This window comes from Dactylosporangium sp. NPDC049140 (genome assembly GCF_040648435.1).
On record NZ_JBEZDS010000008.1, the window covers coordinates 160,270 to 182,255 of the forward strand.

Annotated in this window: 18 protein-coding genes; 9 read left to right on the plus strand and 9 right to left on the minus strand. The window is 72.2% G+C overall.

The features are described from left to right. The first annotated feature begins 50 nt into the window (after positions 1-50). The 6 genes from AB0B76_RS15965 to AB0B76_RS15990 all read left to right on the plus strand — a co-directional run bounded on the left by AB0B76_RS15965 (position 51) and on the right by AB0B76_RS15990 (position 7,889). On the plus strand, positions 51-542 hold the full coding sequence (locus AB0B76_RS15965) for a hypothetical protein (RefSeq protein WP_360375477.1): 492 nt from the start codon (positions 51-53) through the stop codon (positions 540-542). After that, positions 542-1,897 (plus strand): hypothetical protein, encoded by a 1,356-nt coding sequence (locus AB0B76_RS15970; protein ID WP_360375191.1) that lies wholly within the window; start codon positions 542-544, stop codon positions 1,895-1,897. Before AB0B76_RS15965 ends, AB0B76_RS15970 begins: the two co-directional genes overlap by 1 nt. Further along, entirely contained in the window at positions 1,897-3,210 is a 1,314-nt protein-coding gene (locus tag AB0B76_RS15975; protein WP_360375479.1) for a VWA domain-containing protein, read from the plus strand. The genes AB0B76_RS15970 and AB0B76_RS15975 overlap by 1 nt, the downstream gene beginning before the upstream one ends. Positions 3,211-3,221: 11 nt before the next feature. Continuing rightward, entirely contained in the window at positions 3,222-4,334 is a 1,113-nt protein-coding gene (locus AB0B76_RS15980; protein ID WP_360375193.1) for an AAA family ATPase, read from the plus strand. Beyond that, positions 4,331-7,126, plus strand: a complete 2,796-nt coding sequence (locus tag AB0B76_RS15985; RefSeq protein WP_360375195.1) for a DUF5682 family protein — start codon at positions 4,331-4,333, stop codon at positions 7,124-7,126. The genes AB0B76_RS15980 and AB0B76_RS15985 overlap by 4 nt, the downstream gene beginning before the upstream one ends. Positions 7,127-7,208: 82 nt before the next feature. Further along, the gene (locus AB0B76_RS15990) at positions 7,209-7,889 is read left to right on the plus strand and encodes a hypothetical protein (RefSeq protein ID WP_360375197.1); all 681 of its coding nucleotides are present in this window, start codon (positions 7,209-7,211) and stop codon (positions 7,887-7,889) included. Here AB0B76_RS15990 and AB0B76_RS15995 read toward each other — a convergent pair. Together AB0B76_RS15995 and AB0B76_RS16000 are read right to left on the minus strand one after the other, a co-directional pair. Beyond that, a complete protein-coding gene (locus AB0B76_RS15995; RefSeq protein ID WP_360375199.1) occupies positions 7,854-7,997 on the minus strand; it encodes a hypothetical protein in 144 nt (47 codons plus the stop codon). The two genes, AB0B76_RS15990 and AB0B76_RS15995, sit on opposite strands and share 36 nt — an antisense overlap. Positions 7,998-8,123: 126 nt before the next feature. Beyond that, positions 8,124-8,945 (minus strand): SDR family oxidoreductase, encoded by an 822-nt coding sequence (locus AB0B76_RS16000; RefSeq protein ID WP_360375201.1) that lies wholly within the window; start codon positions 8,943-8,945, stop codon positions 8,124-8,126. A 58-nt stretch (positions 8,946-9,003) separates the two neighbouring features. On the opposite strand from AB0B76_RS16000, the gene AB0B76_RS16005 reads away from it, so the two are divergent. Continuing rightward, a complete protein-coding gene (locus tag AB0B76_RS16005; protein WP_360375203.1) occupies positions 9,004-9,390 on the plus strand; it encodes a helix-turn-helix domain-containing protein in 387 nt (128 codons plus the stop codon). Here AB0B76_RS16005 and AB0B76_RS16010 read toward each other — a convergent pair. Both AB0B76_RS16010 and AB0B76_RS16015 read right to left on the minus strand, forming a co-directional pair. Then, the gene (locus tag AB0B76_RS16010) at positions 9,387-10,046 is read right to left on the minus strand and encodes a hypothetical protein (RefSeq protein ID WP_360375205.1); all 660 of its coding nucleotides are present in this window, start codon (positions 10,044-10,046) and stop codon (positions 9,387-9,389) included. The genes AB0B76_RS16005 and AB0B76_RS16010 overlap by 4 nt on opposite strands. Before the next feature lies 1 nt (position 10,047). Beyond that, on the minus strand, positions 10,048-10,743 hold the full coding sequence (locus tag AB0B76_RS16015) for an ATP-binding cassette domain-containing protein (RefSeq protein WP_360375207.1): 696 nt from the start codon (positions 10,741-10,743) through the stop codon (positions 10,048-10,050). A 108-nt stretch (positions 10,744-10,851) separates the two neighbouring features. Between AB0B76_RS16015 and AB0B76_RS16020 the strand changes: the two genes are divergently transcribed. Both AB0B76_RS16020 and AB0B76_RS16025 read left to right on the plus strand, forming a co-directional pair. Beyond that, the gene (locus tag AB0B76_RS16020; RefSeq protein ID WP_360375209.1) at positions 10,852-12,054 is read left to right on the plus strand and encodes a sensor histidine kinase; all 1,203 of its coding nucleotides are present in this window, start codon (positions 10,852-10,854) and stop codon (positions 12,052-12,054) included. A 1-nt stretch (position 12,055) separates the two neighbouring features. Further along, the gene (locus AB0B76_RS16025; protein WP_360375481.1) at positions 12,056-12,715 is read left to right on the plus strand and encodes a response regulator transcription factor; all 660 of its coding nucleotides are present in this window, start codon (positions 12,056-12,058) and stop codon (positions 12,713-12,715) included. 269 nt (positions 12,716-12,984) lie between these two features. On the opposite strand, the gene AB0B76_RS16030 is transcribed toward AB0B76_RS16025, so the two are convergent. The 5 genes from AB0B76_RS16030 to AB0B76_RS16050 all read right to left on the minus strand — a co-directional run bounded on the left by AB0B76_RS16030 (position 12,985) and on the right by AB0B76_RS16050 (position 21,497). Then, positions 12,985-14,376, minus strand: a complete 1,392-nt coding sequence (locus AB0B76_RS16030; RefSeq protein ID WP_360375211.1) for an ABC transporter permease — start codon at positions 14,374-14,376, stop codon at positions 12,985-12,987. Beyond that, entirely contained in the window at positions 14,373-15,050 is a 678-nt protein-coding gene (locus tag AB0B76_RS16035; protein WP_360375213.1) for an ABC transporter ATP-binding protein, read from the minus strand. The genes AB0B76_RS16030 and AB0B76_RS16035 overlap by 4 nt, the downstream gene beginning before the upstream one ends. Beyond that, positions 15,047-16,000: an efflux RND transporter periplasmic adaptor subunit gene (locus AB0B76_RS16040; RefSeq protein WP_360375215.1), complete on the minus strand. Its 954-nt coding sequence runs from the start codon at positions 15,998-16,000 to the stop codon at positions 15,047-15,049. Before AB0B76_RS16040 ends, AB0B76_RS16035 begins: the two co-directional genes overlap by 4 nt. 231 nt (positions 16,001-16,231) lie before the next feature. Then, on the minus strand, positions 16,232-18,547 hold the full coding sequence (locus tag AB0B76_RS16045) for an AbfB domain-containing protein (RefSeq protein ID WP_360375217.1): 2,316 nt from the start codon (positions 18,545-18,547) through the stop codon (positions 16,232-16,234). Positions 18,548-18,668: 121 nt separating this feature from the next. Beyond that, positions 18,669-21,497 (minus strand): PQQ-dependent sugar dehydrogenase, encoded by a 2,829-nt coding sequence (locus AB0B76_RS16050; RefSeq protein WP_360375219.1) that lies wholly within the window; start codon positions 21,495-21,497, stop codon positions 18,669-18,671. Between the last annotated feature and the right edge of the window lie 489 nt (positions 21,498-21,986).

Below are 21,986 nucleotides of genomic sequence, written 5' to 3' on the forward strand. Positions count from 1 at the left end.
CCCATGCGATACAACTTCTGGCGTCACGGAGCACCGGATGCTGGAGGTCGATAATCTTGAGCGTCGAAACGCGCTCGACGGCGGTCGTCATACCGCCCGTACAGCCCCGCAGGCTGGCCAAGGTGCCGTTCGTCGAACTCACCGACGGCCGCCTGCAGGGCGTGGTGTCGAGCGGATCTGACATCGAACGGGTCTATGTCTCCTCGATCGGCGCCGGCTCCCACGGGCTGAGCTGCAGCACCAACAACAACCGGCCGTGCGGCGGCCTGCGCGGCGCGAATCCGTGCAAGCACCTGGTCGCGCTGCTCGACGAGGCCGAGCTGCAGTACGGGCGCGAGCGCGTCGCGCGCTACCTGCGCATCGAGGTCGACGAGAGCACCCACCTGGTGCGGGGGCTCAAGGCCCACCACGAGCCGTCGCCGGCCGCGACCGTGTTCAGCGGGTTCCTGCGGCACCTGGCCTACCTGGAGCTTCCCGGCAGCGAGGAGCCCATCCCGGAGCTGCACTGGTTCCCGGCCGTCGCGCCGGCCGGGGAGCGCTGATGCTGTCCACACTGTTCGCCGGCACCGGCACCGGCACCGGCCCGGACCCCGAGATCGACGCGGCGCTCGAGACCGCCGGCGCGGTCGACGAGGGCCTGCTGCATGGCTTCGCCCGCATCGACGACGACCGGACCGCGGCGCTGGCCGGCCTGGCCGGGGCGTTCGCCGGCAGCCCGCTGCGCGAGGCGGTCGCCGAGGCCGTCGACAAGATCGCGGCGGGCTCGGTCGCCGACGACCACCTCTTCGCCCTGGCCGCGGCCCGGATCGCGCTCTTCGGCTCGGTGCACGACGCTCTGCTCGCCCGGGCCGACGCGGCGCTGGGGCGGCCGCGGGCCGACTGGCGCGGTGAACCCGGCCCGGCCGCGGCCGCCACCCACCTGCTCGGCGGCGCCCGGTCGTGGCTGCGCGAGCTCGCGATCACCGGCTGGCGGGGCGTCGACCACGACCTCGTCGCCGCGGCCGGCCAGGCGATCGAGGCCGCGCTCGGCGACCCGGAGCTGCGTCGCCTCGCGGTGCTGCTCGACGGGCTCGCCGCGGAGCTGCGGGCCGGAAGCCCGATCGCGACGATGGACCCGGTGCCCGTGCGGCGCTGGGCCGACCTGTGGAGCCGCGCGCTGCTGCTGGCGCACGACGGCGGCCGGGCGCAGCGGGCCGCGCAGGCCGAGACGGTCACCGGCCGGCTCTTCGTCCTCGGCGTCGACGTCCACGAGCACCCGACCGCGGTGCAGGTGCAGGTCCACGGCGTGCTGGAGGCCGCGGGCGCACCCAACCGGCTCGTGCGGGCGAGCGTCTCCGCGGCGAAGGTCGACACGATCGTCGGCCCCGCGATCTGGCGCCTGCTGGCCGGGCACCCCATGCTGCTGACCGCGCTCGCCGAGCGCCGCGCGCTCGACCTGACCGACATGCCGCTGCTGGCCGGCGGCGACCTGATCTGGCACGACGCGCAGGCCAAGCCCGGCGACCCGGCCGACCCGTTCACCACCGCCCGCGTGCACCTCGGCGCCGCGCTCGCCCCGGCCACGCCGCCGCTGGAGCGGCACCCGTCCCGCATCGCCGAGCCCGTGTTCGTCGAGGACCTCTCCACCGTCGCGCTCGACACGACCCGGCTGCCGGCCTGCGGGCCGCTGACCCCGGAGATCGTGTCCGCCGCGAACGCGTGCATCGGGCTGCTGCGCTGGGACGACGGCGCGTGGACGGTGCAGCCGCTCGGGGTGCAGGTCACGGTCAAGAAGAAGCAGACCGGCGTGCACACCGCCGACTGGGCGCTCGGCCCGGCCGACGCGAAGCTGGCCAAGTCGGCCGGCGAGGCGGTCGAGGTGCTGCGCGAGCGGGCCGGAAGGTTGCTGCGCAAATGATGACCGCCGACGAGAACCGGCGCCAGGTCCTCTACTGGCGCATGCTCGGCCGGCTCTTCGAGGCCGACGAGCAGCTGTCCCTGGAGTCCGCCAGCGTCGCGATCGTCGACGACATCGGCCTCCCGCCCGCGCTGCTCGACCCCGGCGTCACGGTCGACAACCTCGTGCAGCGCCACCCGGAGCTGGCCGGCGAGTTCGAGGGGCTGATGGCCCTGGGTGACGGACAGGACGGCGACGGACAGGACGGCGACGGCGCCGAGGTGCGGCGGGCCGCGCTGGTGTCCAAGCTGCTCATCAACGTCTTCAACACCGGGCACGGCAACGTCAGCGCCACCCAGCTCGCCAACTGGCAGGCCGACGCCGGGTGGTTCGAGAAGGCGCTGGGCCTCGACCCGGGCGAGCTGCGCGGCCGGCCCAACGCCGGCGGGCTCGCGGGCGTGCTCGGCGGCATCGAGGGCGACCTGGTCAAGCGGATGCACCTGCGGGAGGTGCTGGCCAACCCGGCGCTGGCCAAGCAGCTGACCCCGAGCATGTCGCTCATCGAGCAGCTGCTGCGGGACAAGAACAACCTGTCGGGGGTCGCGCTGGCCAACGCCAAGGCGCTGATCCGCCGGTTCGTCGACGAGGTGGCCGCGATCCTGCGCACCCAGGTGCAGCAGACCAGCGTCGGCGAGATCGACCGGTCGGTGCCGCCCAAGCGGGTGTACCGCAACCTCGACATCGAGCGCACCATCTGGAAGAACCTGACGAACTGGAGCCCCGAGGACGAGCGGCTCTACGTCGACAAGCTCTTCTACAAGCAGACCGCCAGGCGCACCACGCCGGCGCGGCTCATCGTGGTCGTCGACCAGTCCGGCTCGATGGTCAACGCGATGGTCAACTGCACGATCCTGGCCTCGATCTTCGCGGGGCTGCCGAAGGTCGACGTGCACCTGGTCGCGTACGACACCCGGGCGCTGGACCTGACCCCATGGGTGGCCGACCCGTTCGAGGTGCTGCTGCGCACGCGGCTCGGCGGCGGCACCGACGGCACGGTCGCGATGGCGCTGGCCCAGCCGAAGGTGTCGGACCCGCGCAACACCGTGGTCGTCTGGATCTCGGACTTCTACGAGTCGCAGCAGCAGGTGCTGTTCGACTCGATGCAGGCGATGCACCGCTCCGGCGTCAAGTTCATCCCCGTCGGCTCCGTGAGCAGCGGCGGGCAGCAGAGCGTCAACCCGTGGTTCCGGCAGCGCTTCAAGGACATGGGCGCGCCGGTGCTCTCCGGGCACATCAAAAAGCTTGTCTTCGAACTCAAGAGCTTCCTGGCATAGGAGACCCCCTCATGACTGAAATGCTTCGCGCCCCCGCCGAGGTCAAGTACGCCGAGGAGCTCGACTGGCTCGAGTCGGTCGACGACGGCCCCAAGCCCTTCTCGTGGCGGCTCAGCCCGCGGATGGTCCGCCTGTTCGTCCTCGGCTCCGAACGCGCCGACGGCCTCGACCGCGAGATCTCGCAGAAGTGGTTCGGCGACCGCAGCTTCGTCGAGCGCAGCATCGTGACCCTGGCCTCCGACCGTGGCCTGCTGCTCATCGGCGACCCGGGCACCGGCAAGAGCTGGCTCGCCGAACTGCTCGCGGCGGCCATCTCGCGCAACTCGACGCTCGTGGTGCAGGGCACGGCGGGCACGACCGAGGACCACATCAAGTACTCCTGGAACGTCTCGATGGTCATCGCGAAGGGCCAGTCGCGCGCCTCGATGATCCCGTCGCCGATCATGACCGCGATGGAGAACGGGGTAATCGGCCGGTTCGAGGAGCTGACCCGCTCGACCAGCGACGTGCAGGACGCGCTGATCTCGATCCTGTCGGAGAAGTACGTCTCGATCCCCGAGCTCGACGAGGACAACATCGTCTTCGCCCAGCCGGGCTTCTCGATCATCGCCACCGCCAACAGCCGCGACCGGGGCGTCAACGACCTGTCCTCGGCGCTGAAGCGGCGGTTCAACTTCGTGCGGATCCCAGTGGTGACCAACAAGAAGAGCGAGGCGGAGATCGTCCGCTTCCGCACCAGCGAGCTGCTGCGCCGCCACCAGATCGACCTCGACGTGCCGCCGAACCTGCTCGACATCCTGCTGCAGAGCTTCGCCGACCTGCGCACCGCGGCCGCGTCGGCGACCAGCGACGACGAGAAGCTCGAGTCGGCGCTGTCGACCGCCGAGCAGATCGGCGTGCTGGAGGACGCGATCCTGCACAGCACGTTCTTCGGCGACCGCAGCCTGCGGGCCGAGACGCTCGCCGGGTCGCTGGTCGGGTCGCTGGCCCGGCGCAGCCCCGAGGACCTGGCGATCCTGAACAAGTACTGGCACGGGGTCGTCGAGCCGCGCAGCAAGGAGGACGGCGGGGAGTGGCCCGCGTTCCTCGAGGGCGGCCGTCAGGCGATCGCCACCCTGTCATGAGCGAGCCGTTCAACGCCCTGCGGACCCAGATGGTGGAGGCGGCCACCGCCTTCGCCGCGGGGCCGGGCGCCGTGCCGGAGATCCTCGCCGGCATCGTCGACGACGTCGACCGGGCGCTGCGTGAGGAGCTGGAGATCTTCCCGGTCTGCCACCACTCCCCGGCGTCGGGCCTGGCGATGGTCCGGCGGCTGCGGGACAAGCGGCCGAAGGTCATCTACCTGGAGCTGTGCGAGGACCTCGGGCCGCTGCTGACGGAGCTGCGCAACTGCCGGCTGCCGGTGGCGCTGCAGGCCTTCGCGTCGCAGCTGGAGGGGTTCCCGCAGGACTGGGGGCCGCTGAGCATCGTCGCGCCGATCACCGAGGCGTCGGCGGAGTACCAGGCGATCGCCTATGCGCTGGAGACCCCCGGCGTCGAGCTGGTGCTCGTCGACCGCTCCACCGACCACGTCTTCCAGTGGCAGCCGCGCGAGGAGCACGACACCCCGCCGGCCGAGGGCGCCGAGGAGGCCGAGGACACCGACCTGCACGGCGACGCGATCGGCATCGAGATCGGCGACCTGCGGCCGCGCTTCGCCGAGCTGGAGCAGCACCTGCTGCACCACGGCAAGGTGCGGCACTGGTCGGAGTGGTGGGACCAGTACGTCGAGCAGCCGCTGGCCGGCGCCGACTACGCCACCTACCGACAGGTCATGGTGCTCATCGGCAGCCTGTTCCGGCGGCTCGCCCCGTCCGACACGCGGCGGGTCAAGGTCGACGAGGACCGGGAGCGGTACATGTGGACCCGGATGCGCGAGCACCTCGCGCGCACCGGCGTCGACAAGGCCGACTGCCTTTACGTGTGCGGCGCCTTCCACGCGGCCAGCCGGGTCGAGGAGTTCGGCACCGCCGAGGGGGTGCCCGACTTCGACATCAGCCCGCGCACCGCGACGAAATGGCTGTACGGGCTGATCCCGTCGAGCCACTCGGCGATCGAGGCGCAGTTCGGCCTCGCCTCCGGCTCCGTCTCGATCGCCGCGGCCACCTGGCAGAAGGCGGTCACCCGGGCCCGGCTCACGCCGTTTCAGCTCGAGGGCCAGAAGGGCAGCCGCAAGCGCAAGGCCGCCCCTCAGGAAGCGGGCGGCCCGGCGGCGGCCGGCGAGCCGGTGGCGGACCAGCTCAGCGGGTTCCTCGCCAGCCCGCCGGCGCTCGACTCGCTCGACGAGGAGGAGCTGCTCGGCTGGTGCGTCGACATCGTCCGGCTCGCCCGGCGCAACGGCTACCTGGCCAGCACCGCCGACGCGATCGCGGTGTTCGAGACCTCGATCCTGCTGGCGGGCATGCGCAACCGGGCGCGGCCGACGCCGTACGACTTCCAGGACGCCGCGGTCACGTGCATCGAGAAGGACTCGACGCCGGGGCGGCGCGACGTGCGGCGGCTGTGCGAGATCCTGCTTGGCGGCGACCGGGTGGGGCAGGTCGGGTACGAGGCGCTGCCGCCGCTGGCCCAGGACGTCTACAACCGGCTGGCCCCGATCGGGCTCGACCTGACCCGTGCCACGGTCCAGCGGGCGCTGCTCGACCTGGCCGGGCGGCCCGAGCTCGGGCCGGCCTCGCATCTGCTGTGGATGCTGCGGTACCTCCTGCCGGACGGCGCGGTCCGCCCGATCATGGGCTCGCGGCGGCTGGGCGAGAAGTCGATCCAGGAGAGCTGGGACCTCGCGATCGGCAAGCACCAGCGGTACATCATCGAGCTCGGCTACGAGGGCGTGACCGTCGAGCAGGTGGTGGAGCAGCGACTGCGCCGGTCGGTATGGGCGCACGACGCCACGGCGGCGGTCGCGCTGCGGGCCGTCGAGGACTCGATCCTGTTCCTGGGCAGCCGCCGCTTCACCGACGAGCTCGGCGCCCGCGCGGTCGAGCTGCTCGCGGCCGAGCGCACGGTCGACGACGCACCGGAGGTGCTCAAGCGGATCCGGCGGCTGCTGGCGCACTACCGCGCCACCGAGCCTACGCTGCCGGCGTGGGCGGAGTCGTTCGTGACCGCGGGTTACGCGCACTACTGCACGCTGCTGCCGACCGCGTTCGTCGACGACGAGACGGGGGTGCGGCAGGTCGCGGCGATGCTCGGGTTCCTGTTCACGATGGAGAGCCTGGCGCTGTCGCTGGGCTGTGACCGGGCGCAGCTGGAGCTCGCCGTGCGCCAGTCGCACCCGGAGAGCCCGGCGAAGGTGGCGCTGCTGTGGTCGGCCCACCACCAGCTGGGGCTGCTGCCGCTGGCCGACCTGCGGGCGCGCGGGGCCGAGCTGCTGGCCAACCCGCTGGTCGTGCCGTCGGTGCCGCAGTACCTCAGCGGGTTCATCCAGGCGCTGGACCCGGCGCCGAAGCTGACGCCGTTCGTGGTCGAGTTCATGTCGAACGCGTTCGCGAAGCTGCCCGACCCCGTGCTGCTGCCGTGGCTGCCGACGCTCATCACCACGCTGCGCGACCAGGCGGGCGAGCTCGTGCCGATCCTCATCCGCGAGGCGGGGCGCACGTTCCCGGCGACCCTCGCGGCGCTCGACACGTTCGTGCCGCCGTGGCGCGCCGCGCGGAAGCCGGCCCCCGCGGCGGTGGCGACGGCCCCGTCGACCGGCCCGGTCGGCGCGTTCCTCGCGGCCCACCCGGTCACGACCGACGCCCTAGCCCTGGCCCTTGGCCTGCCGGCGACCTGGTCGGCCGCCCAGGGAAGCGGCGGCGGCGAATCGCTGGCGCTGCTGGCCGAGCACCCCGCCACGGCCGAGGCCCTGGCCGCTCTGCTCGCCGCACCGGTCTAGGCCGTACCGGAGCGGCGCCCGGGCCCCGGCGGAGAACGAGCCGCCGGGGCCCGGACCTTGCGCGGGTGCTTAGCGTGGGGGCATGGATGCGTCCGTGATCGTGTCGGGGCTCGTGTGTATAGCGCTGGTGTTCGCGCTGGTCATCGGCCTGGCCATCCACTCGCGGCAGCGGGAGCGGCAGCGGCGCGAGATGCTCGAGGTCTGGGCGGTGCGCAATCACTGGCAGTACGTGCCGACGCCGCCGACGGAGTGGTGGCGGCGGCTGCCCGGGCGCAACCAGCGCGGCGTGGCGCTCGCGTTGAGCGGCGTGATCGGCGGGCGGCCGGTGTCGGTGGCCGAGTACTCGTACACGACGACGAGCACCACCTCCGGGCCCGACGGGACGACGTCGACCAGCAGCCAGACGCACCACTTCGTGATCTGGGTGGTGCGGGTGCGCGGGTCCTGGCCGGCGATCGCGGTGCACCGGCGCGGGGCGGTGTCCCGGTTCGGGCGGTCGCTGTTCGGGGATCGGGCGACGGCGTTGGGGTACGAGCCGTTCGACAGCGCGTTCCGGATCTCGGCGGAGCGGCCGGAGCTGGCGCGGAGCGTGTTCGGCCAGGACCTGGTCGCGGAGCAGCTCGCCGGGTGGCTGCCGGAGTGGAGCCTGTTCGGCGACGAGCTCATGGTCGTGGAGAACGGGCGGCTGACCGAACCGGACGGGATCCCCGCCCGGTTCGGGCCGCTGCTACGCGTCGCCGACCTGATCGATGCGCCGCGGTAGTTCGGTCAGTTCGAGCAGGACGCGGCAGACGATGACCGTGCGCTGCAGCAGGGCGAGGCGGTGCAGGGCGGCGCGCGTGCCGGCCGGCGGGATCGTCGAACGACGCACGGTCGTCCTCCGGCGGCAGGGGGCGTTCCCGGCGGACCCTGCGCCACCACGAGGTGGCCCAGTTGAGTCCGACCCGGAACGCCCATCCGCCCGGGCCTTCCCGCTCGCGCACCTGCGCCCAGTTCCCTACGACTTCTGCAGCACCTCGGCCAGCGTGGTCGTGGGGCGGCCGATGAGCCGGCTGAGGTCGCCGGTCACCACGTCGAGCGCGCCGCCGGCGATGGAGGCGTCGGACTGCGCGAGGACGTTGGCGAAGGCGCTCGGCACGCCGAAGCCCTCCAGCGCCTTGGCGTACTCCGCGACGGGCAGGTCCTGGTAGGCGACCGGCTTGCCGAAACGCTGCGCGACCGCCGCGGCGTACTCGGCCATCGTGAAGGCCTGGTCGCCGCCGAGCTCGTAGATCTTGTTCTCGTGACCGTCCGTGGTCGCGACGACCGCGGCCGCCGCGGCGTAGTCCGCGCGGGTCGCGGCGGCGATGCGGCCGTTGCCGGCGGCGCCGAGCACGACGCCGTGCTCGACGGTGGTGGCCAGGTTGCCGGTGTAGTTCTCGAAGTACCAGTTGTTGCGCAGGAACGTGTACGGGATGCCGGATTCCTTGAGGTAACCCTCCGTCACCAGGTGCTCGGGCGCGAGCGGGCTGGCGCTGGTGTCGGCGTGCGTGATGCTCGTGTACACAATGCGGCCGACCTTGGCCTCGACGGCCGCATCGACGACGGCGCGGTGCTGCGGCGCGCGCCTGCCGGCCTCGCTGGCGGAGACGAACACGAGCACGTCGGTGCCGGCGAACGCGTTCGCCAGGGTCTCCGGGCGGTCGTAGTCGCCGAGGCGCGCCTCTACGCCTTCGATCGCCTCGGGCCGCCGGGCGACCGCGCGTACGTCATATCCCTTCAGTTCGTTCAGGATCAGCTGCCCCAGGTGACCGGTCGCGCCGGTTACGGAGATCGTCATTACCAGATCGTAGGCACTAACTTTTAGAAAGTGCAACCTTCTCGGTTATCGTAGTGAGATGTCCCTCGACCCGCTGGTGTTCGACGTGTTCGCGCGCAACTGCACGTCGCGACCCGTCATGGACACCGTCGCCGGCCGCTGGGGCATCCTGACGCTCGCCGCGCTCCGCGAGGGCACGCACCGCTTCAACGAGCTGCGCCGGCGCGTCGACGGGGTGAGCGAGAAGATGCTGTCGCAGACCCTGCACGCGCTGGAGCGTGACGGCCTGGTGGTGCGGGAGGTGCGCAGCGCGATCCCGCCCCGGGTCGAGTACAGCCTGACCGACCTCGGGGCGAGGATCGCCGCCAAGCTCAACGAGCTGATCGAGCTCGTCGAGGGCGAGATGCCGCAGATCACCGTCGCCCAGGAGCGTTACGACGCCCGGGAAGACGATCTACGGAGCTAGGGAAGGTCGCGGCGCCGCATCGCGAAGGCCGCGCCGATGAACGCGAGCGCATACGCTCCGAGTACAGCCGCCGCAGTGCCCTGACTCAGTGTCGCGCCCGGCATGCCGCCCAAAGCTGTCGCCGCGCGGAACGGCAGCCACCGGGCCGCGTCGTCGCCGAGCAGTTCGGCCGCGACCCCCTCGACGAGGGCCAGCCAGGCCAGCGCGCCCGCGATCGCCGCGACCTGACTGCGCACCAGCGCGCCGAGCCCGACCCCGATCGCCGCGAACAGCGTGTTCCAGGCGACGGCGCCGGCGAGCGTCGCGTACGGGAGGCCGCCTTCGGCCCCGGCGAGCACGATGACCGCGGCGGTGGCGGCGGCGACAATGCCGAACCCGGCGCCGACGATGGTGTACACCGTGAACTTCTGCAGCAGCACCCGCGCGCGGTCCGGCGTGGAGAGGTAGGTGTCCGCCACGGTCCGGTGACGGTACTCGCCGGCGAGCGCCATGATGCCGAGCACGAGCGGGAACAGCGCGGCGAGCCCCGCGTGGGCCGCGGCGCCGGAGGCGTCCTCGGGGTGCTTGACGATCCGGCTCCCGGCGCCGATGGCCACGATCGCGACGGCGGCGGCGAGCAGGAGCCACGGCGGCCGTACCGTCACGAGCTTTCGCATTTCAGCCCGCATGGCCGGCCCCCGTCACGGCGAGGAACGTGCGCTCGAGATCGGGCGCCACCGGGCCGCTGTGCCGCAACCGTCCATCGTGGACGATGACGATGCGGTCCGCGGTCTGTGCGATCTCGGCCAGCACGTGGCTGGAGACGAGCACCGTGCGGCCCTCCGCCGCGCGCCGCCGCAGCAGCGCCCGTAGCCACGCCATGCCGGCCGGGTCGAGCCCGTTGGCCGGCTCGTCGAGCACCAGCAGGCCCGGGTCGCCGAGCAGCGCGCCGGCCAGGCCGAGGCGCTGGCGCATGCCGAGGGAGTAGGTGCGCACGCGGCTCCCGGCGGCCTCGGTGAGCCCGACCTCGTCGAGCACCGCATCGACCCGCGCGGCTGGCAGGCCCGCCGAGTCGGCGAGGATCCGCAGGTGGTCGCGGCCGCGGCGGCCCGGGTGGAAGCCGCTCGCCTCCAGTAGCGCGCCGACCGTGCGCCGGGGCGCGGAGAGCTGCGCATACGGGCGGCCGTCGATGAGTGCCGCGCCGGCGCTCGGGCGGGCCAGCCCCACCAGCATGCGCAGTGTAGTCGTTTTGCCGGCCCCGTTCGGCCCCAGGAAGCCGGTGACCGCGCCCGCCGGAACGTCGAAGGTGAGCGTGTCGACGACCATTTTTCGGCCGTACCGTTTGCTGAGCTCCCGTATCTGTACCTCTGTCATGCCGTCACTCTCGGCCGCCGCGGGCCGCCGGTCGTCCCCCAGCGGCGGCATCCGGGATACCGCGGCCGTGGGACGTTTTTGTCGTACCCTCGGTCTAACGTCTTGGCCATGGGCATCGATCTGGGCATAGGACTGGTGGTGGGGGTCGTGGTGCTGGTCACCACGCACGGCTCGCCGCCCGGCCGGCCGCTCGAGCCCGCGACCCTGGCCGCCGTCGTCGTGGCCTGCGGGGCGCTGGCCCTGCGCCGGCGCCACCCGTTCGCCGCGTTCCTCACCAGTTCCGTGGGCGCCGAGGTGTATCTCGTGCTGAACCACAGCACCACCAACGGCACGATGATTCTGGCGGCACCGCTGATCGCGCTCTACACCGTCGCCGAGTCCGAGTCCCGCCGCCGCGCGCTCGCCATCGGCGTGCTCGCGGTCCTCGCGTTCGCGGGCCTGCACATCCTGGCCAAGCCGGCCTCCTGGCTCGGCGTGGAGAACCTCGCCCTGGCCGCGCTCGGCGGGCTCGCAGTCGCGGCGGGCGACGGGGCGCGCAGCCGCCGGGAGTACCTCGCCGAGGTGGAGGCCCGCGCCCGGCGCGCCGAGCAGGAGCACGAGGCCGAGGCGCTGCGCCGCGTGACCGAGGAGCGCCTGCGCATCGCCCGCGACCTGCACGACGCCGTCGGGCACCACCTCGCCCTCATCACCGTCCAGGCCGGCGTCGCCACGCACCTCCTCGACTCCCAGCCGGCCCGCGCCCGGGAGGCCCTGACCCACGTCCGCCGCGCGGGACGGACGGCGCTGGAGGAGCTGCGCGACACGATCGGCCTGCTCCGGCGGCCGGGTGAGCCGGCGCTGCCGGTGGACCCGTTACCGGGCCTGGCGGGGCTGCCCGAGCTGCTGGCCACGCACACGGCGGCCGGGCAGCCGGTGACCACGACCACGGGCGTGGCCGGCGACGACGATGTGGGCTCGGTGCCGGCGCCGGTCGACCTGACGGCGTACCGGGTGATCCAGGAGGCCCTGACCAACGCCTGCAAGCACGCGCCGGGGGCGGCGGTCGTGGTGGACCTGCGCTACGAGCCGGCCGCCCTGCGTATCCGGATCGACAACGGGCCCGCGCCTCCGCCGTCCACCGAGGGGGCCGTGGTGCCGGGGCTCGGGCTCCTGGGGATGCGGGAGCGGGTGGTGGCCCTGGGCGGATCCCTCGCGGCCGGGCCGCGACCCGACGGCGGGTATCGCGTCGAGGTCTTGCTGCCGCGCTCGGTCTCGCCGCCGGGGGTGTGGGACTCGGGCGGGTCGTCGGGTTCGGAGGTGGGGCTTGGGTGACGTGATCCGGGTCGTGCTCGCCGATGATCAGGCGCTCATTCGCAGCGGGTTCAAGGTGTTCGTCGAGGCGGCCGCGGACGTGGTCGTCGTGGGGGAGGCGGCCACCGGGCGGCGGGCGGTCGAGCTGGTGCGGGACCTGCGGGCCGATGTCGTGCTCATGGACATCCGGATGCCCGATCTCGACGGGCTCGCGGCCACGCGGCTCATCACCGCCGATCCCGCCCTCGCCGGGGTGCGGGTACTGATTCTGACGACGTTCGAGGTCGACGAGTACGTGTTCGAGGCTCTGCGGGCCGGGGCCAGCGGGTTTCTCGGGAAGGGGGCGGAGCCGGAGGAGCTGCTCGCGGCGATCCGTACCGTGCACCGGGGCGACTCGCTGCTCTCGCCCGCCGCGACGCGCAGCCTCATCGCGCGGTTCCTGGCCGAGCCCGTGCCCAGCGTGGTGCCGCGCGGGGACGGGCGGCTCGTGGGGCTGCTCACCGAGCGGGAGCGGGAGGTGGTCGGGCTGGTCGCGACCGGGATGTCCAACGAGGAGATCGCGGCGCATCTCGTGGTCAGCCCGCATACCGCCAAGACTCACGTGAACCGGGCCATGACCAAGCTGGGGGCGCATGATCGGGCTCAGCTGGTCGTCATCGCGTACGAGTGGGGGCTGCGTTAGGAGTCGAGAATTCGTGACGCCGGAGGTCGGGGGCCTGCGGAGGCCTGACCGCCGGTGTTGTGGGGCGCGCGCGGAGCACCATTTCGCGACGCCAAGGCTGGCGTCGGCTCAGTCACGGCGGCGCGTGCGTTCCGTGGACGCTTGGCTACCGGTGTTGTTACCCGGCAGAGATGGGGGTGCGCAGCGCACTGGGCGGGGCCGGCCTGGTCCAGCGTGCCGTCTCGCGGCGCCGAGGCCGGCCCAGCCAAGGTGGTGCGTGTGCGCCGGGCCTACGCGCGCATCACCGTGGCGATCGGGATCTTGGCCGCTCGCAAGGCCGGGATCGCGCCGCCCAGGATGCCCGCCACCAGGCCCGCGATCACGCCCGCCACGCCGGCCTGCCAGGGGAAGGAGACGTCCTGGAGCTGGGGTATTCGGTCGCCCAGGACCCGCGTGGCCACGCTGACGCCCGCCGCGGCCGTGGCGATAGCGGCGCCCGCGGTCAGGAGGCCCGTCAGCAAGGTTTCGGCCAGGACGATTCCTGCCAGGAGCACGCGCGGTGTGCCTACGGCGCGGCGCAGGGCGAACTCCTCCACCCGCTCGCCCACGGTCGCCAGGCCCACGTTGAGGATGCCGGCCACGCCGATGAGCAGGACCAGGCCGGCCATGCCCAGGAAGATCGCGTTCAGGATCGCCAGCTGCTGCTCGAAGTCCTTGCGGGCGTTGCGCACGTCGACGTTGAGGGCCTCGCGCGGCACGCCCGCGGCGATCAGTTTGCGGATCAGCAGCGCCTCCAGCTCGCCGTTGCCCGGGGCGAAGCTCACCTCCAGCGGCGGGCCGCCCGAAATCATCTTGCGGAACGCCGGGCCGGCGGAGGGTTGGGCGTCGGCGGGGGGTTCGGCGGCGTCCGGCGGGAGGAGCCAGTTGTCGATCTCGTCGGCCCGGGCGTACGCGGTCGGCTGGGAGCTGCCGTCGTCGATCACGCCGATGATGCGCGGGGTCGGGTTGGCCACGGCGCCGTCGAGGCGCATCTCGGCGGGGATCGTGTACTTGGCGAAGCCGACCGCGGCCGCCTTGTTGATCACGAGGCGCGGGGAATAGGACGGCGCGCCCGCGAAGTCGAGGAAGGTGCCCGAGACCGGGCGGAAGGGGCGGAACTGGCGCACGTCGTTGATCAGGGCGACCAGCTGCACCTCGATCGCGGCGCCCTTCGGGGCCGGGGCGGACGCGTTCACCGGCACGGCGCGACAGTTGCCCGCGTCGTCGCACTGCATCTCGAACTTGGTGTCGGGGCCGTACACGGTGCCGTCGCCCATCTCGTCGAGGTGCTCGAACGGCGCCGCGCCCGGGTTGATCGGGCGGACCTTCGGCTCGCCGATGATGGCCTGCAGGCCGTAGTTCGCCGCGACCCCGGGACGGCCCTGGATGGTCTCCTTCGTGACCTTGCCGGCCTCGGCGATCGGCGGGATGTACATGACCCGGGTCCCGTCGCGGCCCTGCTGCAGCTCCACGTCGGCGAGCTGGAGGGTGCGGACGGTCTCGGCGCCCGCCTGCACGGTGACGACGGCGAGCACGCCGAGGAACAGCGAGATCATCGACAGGAACGTGCGCGTCTTGCGGGCCCGGATGCCCTGGAAGCCGATGATGAGCGCGGACCGGAACCGCCCCGAGAGCCGCATCATGCGGCGTCCTGCAGGACGCCGTCGGACAGGCGCAGGACCCGCTGCATCTTGGCCGCGTGCCCCTGGTCGTGCGTGACCAGGATGAGCCCGCAGCCGCGGTCGGTGGCCGCGCGCATCACCTCGATCACGAGGTTGCCGGTCTCGGTGTCCAGTGCGCCGGTCGGCTCGTCGGCCAGGAGCAACCGCGGCTGCCGTACCAGGGCCCGCGCGATCGCCACCCGCTGCTGCTCGCCGCCGGAGAGCTTCGCCGGCCGGCTGCGCGCGAGGTGCGCGACGCCGACCAGGTCGAGGGCCTCCATGGTGCGGGCGCGCCGCTTGCGCCGCGGCAGCCAGCCCTGGCCGTTCACGAGCGCCATGGCCACGTTCTGCGCGGCGGTCAGGTGCTTGAGCAGGAAGAAGCGCTGGAACACGAAGCCGAACTCGGCGCTGCGCAGGGCGGCCGCCTTGCGTTCGGAGATGCGCGCCAGGTTCCGGCCGCCCATGTGGTACGTCCCCGAGTCCGGCCGGTCGAAGAGCCCGATGAGGCTCAGCAGCGTGCTCTTGCCCGAGCCCGAGCGGCCCAGGATCGCCACCGACTCGCCCTCGTCCACGGTCAGGTCGACGCCGGCGAGGATGGTGCGCGGCTGCGACTGCCCCTTGAGCGTCTTCGTGATGCCCGCGAGCTCGATGATCACTTCCCGGCCCCCTGGCCGGCGCCGCCCTTCGCGTCGGGGATGCTCGGCCCCGGCACGGAGACGGTCTCTTCCTCGGTCAGGCCGGTCTTGATCTCGATGACCTTGCCGTCCGTGAGCCCGAGCGTCACCTCGCGGATCTCGCGCGTCTGGTCGGCCTTGACCACCTCGACCTTGCCCTTGCCCTGGGACCCGGCGACCGCCTCGACCGGCAGCACCAGCACCCCGGCCGCCTTCGCGGTGATGATCTCCACCGTGGCGGTCGCGCCGTTGATGAGCTTCACCTCGGCCGGGCCGATGCAGACCAGCCGCATCCCGGTCGCCTCCGAGGGCTGCTGCGGCTGGCCCTGGGTCGGCTGCGCGACCGGCGCCGCGCTCCCGGTCGGGTTGGCCGCCGGCGCCTTGGGCTCGGGGATCGTCCCGCCCGGCAGCGCGGCGAGCGTGCCGAGCACGGCGCACGGGAACGGGCCGGGGCCGCTCTTGATCTGCGCGGTGACCGACTGCAGGGAGTCCGACACCTGGTACGCCTGCGAGCCGTCGATGTCGGCGACGATCCCGTATCCGGCGTGGCGCGCCGAGACGATCGGCATCCCGGCGGTGACCTTGGAGCGGTCGTCGACGAGCCGCCCGGCGAACACGGCGCCGGCCGGGACCTCGACCGCGGTCGCCTTGCCGCCGGCCCAGATGTTGGCGACCTTGGTCGGCTTCGTCGGCGTGCCCGTCGGCGCCTTGACGTCGAGGTAGCGCACCTCGCCGTCGATCGGCGCGACGAGGCCGAAGGTCGGGCCCAGTTGGACCTTGCCGCTCAGGCTCACCTTGTTGGTGAGGTCCTGGCGGGTCGGCTTGGCCGTGGTCACCGCGGTGCCGCGGTCGGCCAGCCCGGGCGGCGGCTGCTGCGCGGCCCCGGTCGCGGTGCAGCCGGCCAGCAGGCCGAGCACTGCCAGTACAGGCATGATCCGTCGCACTCGGGCAACCCCCGGGTTATCGAAGTTGGGCACAGGCTAGCCGCCACTGGTATGACGCCGATGCCCCTTTCGGGGGATGCACGGAAAAAGACGGAAAAGGCCCCGCCCCCGGAAAAGGGGACGGGGCCGTGAGCCTGGGTCAGGCCTTGTAGGCGGTCGCGACGAGCGTGGTGCTGCCGTTCCCCTCCGACCTGGTGAACGGCCGTTGCTACCGGTTCGCTACGGAGCCCACGGCGCGTCGACGGACCACGTGGTGTCCGCGACGAAGGACCCGGCGCCGTCGTACGCCGACGGGCCGCCCGGCGTCGCGAGCCACAGCTCCGCGTTGTAGTGCCGCAGGTACTGACCGGGGAAGTTCCAGGCCGTCAGCCGCACGCCGCCGGAGCCCTGCTGGGCGCACCAGGTCGCGTCGGCCTTGAACAGCGCCGAGTTGTCGCTCGCGTCCTTGCGCACCCGGAACGCCTGGTGCCGCAGGTACTGGCCCGGGTAGTTGCGCGACTCGAACGAGTAGCACGACGAGTCGGCGAGGCCGGGCACCACGCGCCAGGTGGCGTCCTGCTTGAGCAGTGCGGTGCTGTTGGCGTCGACGACCTCGGTGTACCCGAGGCTGTCGCGGTGCCGCACGTACCGGTTGGTGCAGCAGGCCGTCGTCGCGCGCAGCGACTTGTAGACGCCGGTCGGCAGCGTCGCCGAGCCGACCGGGCTCGACGAGGCGCCGATGAGCGCCTGGTTGCTCGCCCGGAGCCGGGCCGCGTCCACCTTCACCACCTGCCGGTCGTAGGTGAGCAGCCCGTTGCTCTCGTTCTCGACGTCGGTGATCTCGGTGTACACCGAGGCGGAGAGCCCCTGCGGCATCCCGCCGGTGCGGATCTGCTCGTAGAGCCCGTTGAGCCGGTCGTCGAGCCGGGCCGCGCTCGCCTGGTCCTCGTAGGAGAAGCCGTTGCCGGGCGACCATTCGTGGCCCGCGACCCGCAGCCCGAGGCCGCCGAACTCGCCGAGCACCGCGGCGCGGGTGCCGGACGGGCGGGTCGCGCCCGGGCCGACGTAGATGTGGTTGTCGAGCACGTCGCCGTTGCCGCCGTCGACCGCGCCGCAGCAGTTGATGCCGCTCATGTTGTCGACCAGCCGCGACGGGTCGTAGGCCTTGACGTCGCCCGCGATACGGGCCTGGTCGTACTGCCCCCAGCCCTCGTTCTCGTCGACCCACATGACCAGCGCGGGGGAGCTGCGGTGCTGGTCGATGACGCGGTGGAACTCGGCCTCCCACTGGGTGCGCGCCGCCGTGTCCGGGTTCTTGCCGGTCGGCATGGCCGGCATGTCCTGCCACACGAGCAGGCCGAGCTGGTCGGCGGCGTAGAACCAGCGCTGCGGCTCCACCTTGATGTGCTTGCGCACCATGTTGAAGCCCAGGCTCTTGTGCTGCTGCAGGTCGGAGCGCAGCGCGGCGTCGGTCGGCGCGGTGTAGATGCCGTCCGGCCAGTACCCCTGGTCGAGGGTCCCGCTCTGGAACACGAACTGCCCGTTGAGCAGGATCCGCAGCTTGCCGTTGACGCTGCCGATCGAGATGGAGCGCATGCCCGCGTAGCTGCCGATCGAGTCGACGACCGTCGAGCCGCTCCTGAGCTCGACCTTGACGTCGTAGAGGAACGGGTCGTCCGGGGTCCACCGGTGCGCGTTCGGGACCGGCACGCTGAATGCGGTACCGACGCTGCCGCTGGAGCTGCCCACGGCCGTGCCGCCCGACGACACGGTGGCGGTCACCGTCTGGCCGGACAGACCCGCGCCGAGCGCGGTCACCGAGAGCGTGTTGTTGCTCAGGTTCGGCACCAGGTCGACCCGGGTGATGCGCGCCGTCGGCGTCGGCTCCAGCCACACGGCCTGCCAGATGCCCGACGCGCCGGTGTAGAAGATGCCGCCGCCGGCGTGCGGCAGGACGTCGTTGCGCCGCTGCTTGCCGACGGCCTGGCTGCCGGCGTCCGTGGGGTCGTACACCCCGACGACGATCGTGTTCGTACCGCCGTTGAGCAGCGGGGTGATGTCGTAGGTGAAGGCGTCGTAGCCGCCGCTGTGCACCGCGCCCGCCTGGGTGCCGTTGACCCAGACCGTGCTCTGCCAGTCGACGGCGCCGAAGTTGAGCTGGACCCGCCGGCCGGCCCAGCCGGCGGGGATCGTGAAGCTGCGGCGGTACCACATCCGGTCGTTCTCGGTGATCCGGCGCTGAATGCCGGACAGCGCCGACTCGACCGGGAACGGGACCCGGATCTGCTCGCCGAACGTGCCCGGCGGAGTCGTCTGGGCACTGTCGGTGACGGCGAAGTCCCAGATGCCGTTGAGGTTCTGCCAGTCCGTGCGGGTCAGCTGCGGCCGGGGGTAGTCCGGCAGCGGGTTGGTCGTGGACACCGAGTTGGTCCACGGCGTCGTCATGGGCGGGGTCTTGGGGGTCCAGGCGCTGGCCGGCTGCGCGGAGGCGACCAGCAGGCCGGTGGTGGCGATGAGCGGGGCGAGCGCGAGCGCGACCCGTCCGGAGAGCTTCATGCGAACACTCCTCGAGGCAACGGTGGCGGCCGTAGCCGGTCCGTGAGGGCCTCCTAGACCCCCACGGACCAACACATCCACTCATATTCCAACGAGAAGTGTCAACATACAGTCGCACGTACTACTGGACGAGTGTGAATTTCTCCCACGGGCCGATGGCCGTCCGGTTGGCGATCAGCGGCTGGGTGCCGCTGTTCTCCGCGGTGACGTACTTGCCGTTGGCCTGGGCCAGGAGGCTCACGGTGCCGTCGGCGTTGCGGACCAGGGTGTACGTCTCCCAGCTGCCCGCGCTCGCCCGGTTGGCGACCAGCGGCTGGGCGCCGCTGTTCTCCGCGCACACGAACTGCCCGTTGGCCTTCGCCTTCAGGGCCACCTTGCCGCCGCCGAGGTCGACGACGTCGAACTGCTGGGCGGGGCCGATCGACGCCGAGTCGGCGATGAGCGGCGTGGTGGCGTCGAGCGCGGTCACGTACTGGTTGTTCGCGCCCGCGCGCAGGCTCGTCCCCGAGCCGGCGAACGTGAACGCGTCGAGGTCGAACAGGTTGCCGGCGCCGCCCTTGAACACCAGGTACAGCGTCGTCGCCGTCGCCGGCGCGCCCGAGATCGCCGCGGTGACGTTGGCGAACGTCTCCCAGCCGCCGGTCGGGGCGACCGCGGCCGAGCCGAGCAGCGTCCCGGTCGGCGAGCCGGCCCGGACCTCGATCGTGCCGCCGGCGCCGGCCGACGACACGCGGGCGGTGAACTGGTTGACGCCGGTGAGCAGGTACGGCGAGAAGGAGACCCAGTCGCCGTTGTCGATGAAGCCGACCGTCGCCCCGCCCTCGGCCGTGCCGTGGGTCGCGACCTGCACCCCGCCCGACTGGGCGCCGAAGTGCTCGCCCTGGCGGTGGCGCGGCTGCAGCGTCGAGACGCCGTGCCCGGTCAGGCCGCCCTTGTCGGTGTAGGACGCGTCGAAGACCCCGAAGATGTTGGCCGCGGCGTCGTGCTCGCCGTCCACCGGCACCGCGATCGAGCCGGTGCAGCCGGTCTTCGAGGTGATCTGGTGGGAGTGGCTGTCGTGGCCGAGGAGGTACGTCACGGTGACCTTCGAGCAGTCGACCGCGCCGTCCTCGGGGTCGGTCACCGTGACCGAGAACGGCACAGTGTCACCGAAGCCGAACAGCTGCCCGTTGCCGGGAAGGTTCAGCCGTACCGTCGGGGCGGTGTTGCCCACCGTGACGACGGTGCTCGCGGTGCCGGTCAGCCCCTGCGGGTCGCGCACCGTGAGCGTCGGCGTCTTGGTGCCGTTCGAGGTGTACGTGAAGGTCGGGTTCGCCGCCGTGGAGTCGGTCGTGCCGTTGCCGTCGAAGTCCCACGCGTACGTGAGCGCGCCGCCCTCGGGGTCGGACGAGCCGGCCGAGGAGAAGGCCACCGTGAGCGGGCTCGGCCCCGACGTCTTGTCGACCCCGATCTTCGCGACCGGGGCCCGGTTGGCGCCGCCGACGTACTCGATGCGGTACAGCGCCTGGTTGTTCGCCCCGGTCCCGTAGTCGAGCACGTAGAGCGCGCCGTCCGGGCCGAACGCCATGTCCATCACCTGCGTGCCCGTCCACGGGAGGGTGGAGATCTCCCCGGGCGAGCCGTCCGCGTTGACCTTCACGGGCTTGATCCAGCGGCGGCCGTACTCCCCGGCGAAGAACATCCCGTCGAGGCTCTGCGGGAACTTGACCGGCGAGGCGAGGCCGGCGTTGTAGCGGTACACGGCGCCGCCCATCGGCGACTCCGACCCGCTCGTGCCGAACTCGGGCGGCGTGCCGGCGTCGCCGCCGTAGCGGATCCAGCTGGGCTTGGCCGCGGGCAGGGTGGCCAGGCCGGTGTTGCGGAAGGAGTTGTTCGCCGGTCCGGCCCCGCAGTTGTACTTCGGGCCGGTCACGTTGGCCGCGAAGTCCCACTCGTTGTAGGTCTCCGCGGTGGTGTTCGTGCCGGTGCAGTACGGCCAGCCGTAGAAGCCCGGCCCGGTGACCCGGTCGAACTCGACCTGCCCGCCGGGGCCCCGGTTCGGGTCGGTCGTGCCGGCGTCGGGCCCGTAGTCGCCGAGGTAGACCACCCCCGTCGGCCTGTCCACGCTCATCCGGAACGGGTTGCGGAAGCCCATCGCGTAGATCTCCGGCCGGGTCTTGGCGGTGCCCGGCGCGAACATGTTGCCGGCCGGGACGGCGTAGGTCCCGTCGGCGTTGGGGTGGATGCGCAGCAGCTTGCCGCGCAGGTCGTTGGAGTTGGCGGCGGAGCGCTGGGCGTCGTACTGCGGGTTGCGGTTGGTCCGCTCGTCGATGGGCGCGTAGGAGGCGGACTCGAACGGGTTGGTGTCGTCGCCGGTGGTCAGGTACAGGTTGCCCTGCGCGTCGAAGTCGATGTCCCCGCCGACGTGGCAGCACAGGCCGCGGTCGTTGTCGACGGTGAGCACGACCTTCTCGCTCGTGAGGTCCAGCGTGTTGTCGGCCTTCAGCGTGAACCGGGACAGGTTCAGATGGCCCTTCCAGGCGTTGAAATCGGCGGCGGTACCGGTGGCGGGCGCGTCGCCGGCGGGCGTCGACAGGGTCGGGGAGTAGTAGAGCCAGACCCAGCGGTTCGAGGCGAAGCCCGGGTCCGCGGCCACGCCCTGGAGCCCCTCCTCGTCGTGGGTGTACACGGCGAGCTTGGCGGCGACCTTGGTGTTGCCCGCGGCGTCGGTGACGCGGACCGTGCCGTCGCGGGCGGTGTGGATCACCGACCGGTCGGGCAGCACCGCCAGGGACATCGGCTCGCCGAGCTCGGCGCTGCCGAGGGCCAGCTGGACCTGCTGATAGTCGCCGGCCGGGATGGGGATGGCGGTGGCGGCCGGGGCATCGGCCACGGCGGCCACGACGGAGCCGCCGAGGGCTAGCGAGGCCGCGGTGAGCAGCCGCCGCCACCGGCGCGAGGATGGTGCCATGTGCGGGTGTCCTTCCTGAGCTGTGGGGTTCAGCCAGGCAAGACGCGCGCCGATCGCGCTTGCGCACTCGTGGACGTGGGGCGCCGACCCTGCGTCCGTTTAGTTATGGGAGCTAACTAACCATCGATGACCCAGGCTGGCAATGCTTAAATTTCGATGCGCCTTCTGAAAAAAGAACCTCGCGAGTTTGTCGTTATGAAACCGTGACAGTTACCAAGATCCGTCACGTGTGGTAGCGATCACAGTGAACGTCTGCCCGATTTGATGGCGTTGGGGGCCCGTAGTCGCCCGGAAACGCTCCCGTAACCGACTACGGAGCGTTGAATTTTGCGGGATTTCGGGGTTACCCGCCGGTAACGACCGGCCTTGTACCCGCGCGGGTGACCCGGCAACATCGTCCGCACGCCCCGACCCGGACTCTGGACCCTCTTGGAACACCCGGCTCCAAGAACCCGCCCGGCAGCCGCCAGAGACCGGTCCCGGACGGCG